The organism is Actinosynnema sp., assembly GCF_052038725.1.
This window is the reverse complement of record NZ_JBQGCX010000214.1, coordinates 1-3,575: the sequence shown is the minus strand read 5'-3', so window position 1 is coordinate 3,575 and position 3,575 is coordinate 1. Positions and strand designations below refer to the sequence as shown.

5 protein-coding genes are annotated in these 3,575 nt (G+C 75.1%); 2 read left to right on the top strand and 3 right to left on the bottom strand.

Annotated elements, in window-relative coordinates:
• Positions 1-606 (top strand): DedA family protein (locus tag ACTUAL_RS04150; protein ID WP_440899323.1); only part of this gene is annotated, 606 nt, incomplete at its 5' end.
• Between the two features lie 92 nt (positions 607-698).
• Entirely contained in the window at positions 699-1,751 is a 1,053-nt protein-coding gene (locus ACTUAL_RS04145) for a GDSL-type esterase/lipase family protein (protein WP_096495884.1), read from the top strand.
• 38 nt (positions 1,752-1,789) lie between these two features.
• Here the strand turns inward: ACTUAL_RS04145 and ACTUAL_RS04140 are convergent, their stop codons facing one another.
• Genes ACTUAL_RS04140 through ACTUAL_RS04130 form a run of 3 tightly spaced genes read right to left on the bottom strand, consistent with a single transcriptional unit; the run spans position 1,790 to position 3,495 of the window.
• Complete coding sequence (locus ACTUAL_RS04140; protein WP_440899322.1) at positions 1,790-2,056, bottom strand: SUKH-3 domain-containing protein; 267 nt, start codon at positions 2,054-2,056, stop codon at positions 1,790-1,792.
• A gap of 10 nt (positions 2,057-2,066) precedes the next feature.
• On the bottom strand, positions 2,067-2,777 hold the full coding sequence (locus tag ACTUAL_RS04135; RefSeq protein ID WP_440899321.1) for a hypothetical protein: 711 nt from the start codon (positions 2,775-2,777) through the stop codon (positions 2,067-2,069).
• 43 nt (positions 2,778-2,820) lie between these two features.
• A complete protein-coding gene (locus ACTUAL_RS04130) occupies positions 2,821-3,495 on the bottom strand; it encodes a response regulator (protein ID WP_440899320.1) in 675 nt (224 codons plus the stop codon).
• Positions 3,496-3,575 lie beyond the last annotated feature (80 nt).

The following is a 3,575-nucleotide window of genomic DNA, read 5'->3' as shown; positions in this document are numbered from 1 at the left end:
CCCGTGGTGCTCGACTTCCTCCGCGACCTCCCGCCCGCCCTCGTGCTGGCGCTCGTCTTCGCGCTCCCCGCGCTGGAGGCGTCGACCATGCTCGGCGTCGTCTTCCCCGGTGAGGTCGCCGTGCTGGTCGGCGGGGCGGTCGCGCACTCCGGTGGGGTTGCGCTGTGGGCGGTGCTGGTGGCGGCGGTCGGCGGGGCGGTCGTCGGGGACGCCACCGGGTACCTCGTCGGCCGCCGGTACGGGCATCGGATGATCAGGGTGCTGCCCGAGCGGCTGGTCAGGCCCGAGCACCTGGCCAAGGCCGAGGAGCTGCTGCGGCGGCGGGGCGGGGTGGCGGTGTTCGTGGGGCGGTTCACGGCGCTGCTGCGGGCGCTGGTGCCCGCGCTCGCCGGGATGAGCCGGGTGCCGCTGCGGACGTTCCTGCTGTTCAACGCCCTGGGCGGGGTGCTGTGGGCGTCCGGGGTGGTGCTGCTCGGGTACGGGGCGGGCGCGAGCCTGCAACTCGCCGAGCACCGGCTCGGGCTGGCCAGCGAGATCGTGCTGGGCGTGCTGGTGCTGGCGGGCGCGGTGGTGTGGCTGCGGCGGCGCAAGGCGCACCGGCCGTGAGGGTCCGAAGTGGACGCGCCGGTGGCGCGACCCCGAACTCTGGGACCACGATCACGCTGCGTGAGCCCCGTCGGCCCGTAAACTGAGCGGCGATGCGCACCACACGCCGTCGCCTCGCCGCGCTCGCACTGGCCTTCCTGCTGCTCCCGCTGGTCGTCTTCGTCAGCGACCGCCCCAAGGCGCCGCCGCTCGGACCACCCGACGACGCGCCCACCGCCATGGTCTCGCTCGGTGACAGCACGCTGTCCGGCGAGGGCGCGGGCGACTACGTCGACGACACCGACGGCCAGAACGACAACTGGTGCCATCGCTCGAAGCACGCCCAGGTGTTCCAGATGCCGTCGGTGCCCGTGGACGAGGTGTTCAACCTGGCCTGCTCGGGCGCGAACGCCGCGCGCGTGGGCATCACCGACCAGATCGGCAACACCGAGGGCTCGCAGGCGCTCCAGCTCGGCCGAATCGCCCGCACCCACCGGGTGACCACGATCGTGCTGGCCGTGGGCGCGAACGACGACCCGCGCTTCTCCGACGTGCTCGGGCAGTGCCTGCGCGCCTGGTTCGAGCGCCGCGACGACTGCTCGCGGCTGCTCGTGGAGGACTGGCGGGGGCGCGTGGAGCGGATGGTGCCGAAGGTCGAGAAGGCCGTGCGGGACGTGCGCCGGGTGCTGGACGAGGCCGGGTACTCGGTGGGGTCGTACGCGCTGGTGATGCAGTCCTACGCGTCGCCGGTGACCCCGGACGTGCCGCCGTCCCTGCAGAACCTGTCCGGGTGCCCGCTGCGCAGCGGTGACACGCGGTGGGTGCGGGACGTGGCCGTGGGCGAGCTGTCGGACGCGGTGCGCAGGGTGGCGACGTCGTCGGGCGCGCGCTTCCTGGACCTGTCGCGGGCGGGTCGCGGTCACGAGGCGTGCTCGGGCGGCGACTCCAGCGACGACGAGTGGTTCACCCGGCTCGTGGTGGACTTCGACGGGCTGCGGGACGAGGCGCGGGCGCGGCACGCGCTGCAGGAGTCGTTCCACCCCAACGCGCGCGGGCACGCGGCGTTCGGCGGGTGCATGGCGGAGTTCCTGGGCGCGAACGCCCGGTACGGGGCGTGCGAGCCGAACGAGGACGGCGGGCTGGACCTGGTGCTGGAGCAGGACTAGCGGGACGACCGGGGCTCGTCCGAACGCCCCGGTCGACATCAGGGCACCAGCGTCTCGGGCATGATCCCCAGGACGAGGGCCTCCAGCCCGGCGCTCCCCCGGCCGTACCGGGCCGGCCAGTTCACCATGAGGTAGTGCTCGCGGACGAGACCGCCGTACTCGCCGAGGAAGCGCTCCGCGGCCTCGGTCGGCGGCAGCCCCACCGAGGTGGAGTGCTCCCGCCACCGGGTGGTGTCCACCCGCCGACCGGGGAACCAGCCGAGCTCGCGCATCACCTGCTCGGTCTCCTGAGACCAGACCTCCACCGACAACCCCCTAGTCCAGGTACCAGACGACCCGGACCACGTCCGCGCTGACGTCGCGCAGTTCCGCGCACACCTCGTGCTGCACCACGAGCCCGGTCGTGCGGCAGAGCCGGGCGTCGGCGGCGAGCGGGTCGCGGTGCGTGAAGCCCCGTGCCGCGAGGCGGTCGCGCACGGCCTCGGGGGCGTGGTCGCCGGTCGCGCGGGCCTGGCGGGCGCAGCCGCCGGAACCGCACAGCAGCTCCCCCTCCTCGACCCGGAGCACGGCCAGCGCGGGCAGCACGCCCTCGTCGCCGGGCGGGGACTCCAGTCGGGCCAGCCACAGGAACCCGAGGAGCAGGAACCCGAGCGCCGCCACCCCGGTCAGCCGCCACCCCCGCACCCGCTGCCGTCCCACCTTCGCGCCGACCGCGCACACCGCCGCCGCGAGCAGCGGGTGGAGCCACAGCACCTCGGCCGCCGACGGCACCCAGCGCCCGGAGAACCCCAGGCCGGGCACCACGACGAACCACACCGGCAGGCCCAGCAGCACCAGTCCGACGATCACCCCGACCCGCCGGGGCCCGGTCCACGAGCCGCACCACAGCAGCAGCGGCACCGCGCCGAACAGGCCGACCGGCGGGCCGTCCCACGGGAACACCGCCACCGCCAGTCCGAGAACGCCCAGGGCCAACCGCCACCGGTGCTCGGCCGAGAACACGCGCGACACCACGGGCTCCGCCACCGGCCCATCATCCCCATCTCCCACCGGAAGCCGCGCCGGGGGCTCACCCCGGCCCGTCGACCAGCCCGGCTCCGTCGACCAGCCCCGCCTCGTGGGCGAGCACCCCGGCCTGGGTGCGGTTGCGGCAGTCGATCTTCACGAGCATCCGGGACACGTAGCTCTTCACCGTCGCCTCGGACAGGAACAGCTCGCGCGCGATGTCCGCGTTGGACAAGCCCCGGCCCAGGCAGGTCAGCACCTCCAGGTCCCGCTCGCTCAGCGCGCGCAGCCTGGCCCTGGCGCCCTCGTCACGCCGCCTGCCCGCCGAGGAGGCGGCGACCAGCCGGGCGGTGGCCGCCGGGGACAGCACGGTGTGCCCGGCCGCCGCGACCCGGACCAGCTCGACCAGGTCGTGGGGCGCGGTGGTCTTGAGCAGGAACCCCGCCGCGCCCGCGCGCAGCGCCGCGAGCACGTGGGCGTCGGTGTCGAAGGTGGTGAGCACGACGACCGGCGGCGGGTCGGGCAGGGCGCAGATCCGCTCGGTGGCGGCGAGCCCGTCGACCCCCGGCATCCGCAGGTCCATCAGCACGAGGTCGGGGCGGTGCCGGACGACCGCCTCCACCGCCTCCGCGCCGTCCTGCGCCTCGGCGACCACCTCGACGTCGTCCGCCGCGCCGAGGATCACCCGCAGGTGCGCGCACACCATCGGCTCGTCGTCCACCACGACCAACCTGATCATCCGGCCTCCCCCCGCGTCGGCACGCGCGCGGGCAGTGTCGCGCCGACCAGGTAGCCGCCGCCGGGTTCCGGGCCCGCGCG

Coding starts and splice junctions, on each gene's coding strand:
- ACTUAL_RS04145 (WP_096495884.1), top strand. CDS start 699: ATGCGCACCACACGCCGTCGCCTCGCCGCGCTCGCACTGGCCTTCCTG.
- ACTUAL_RS04130 (WP_440899320.1), bottom strand. CDS start 3,495: ATGATCAGGTTGGTCGTGGTGGACGACGAGCCGATGGTGTGCGCGCAC.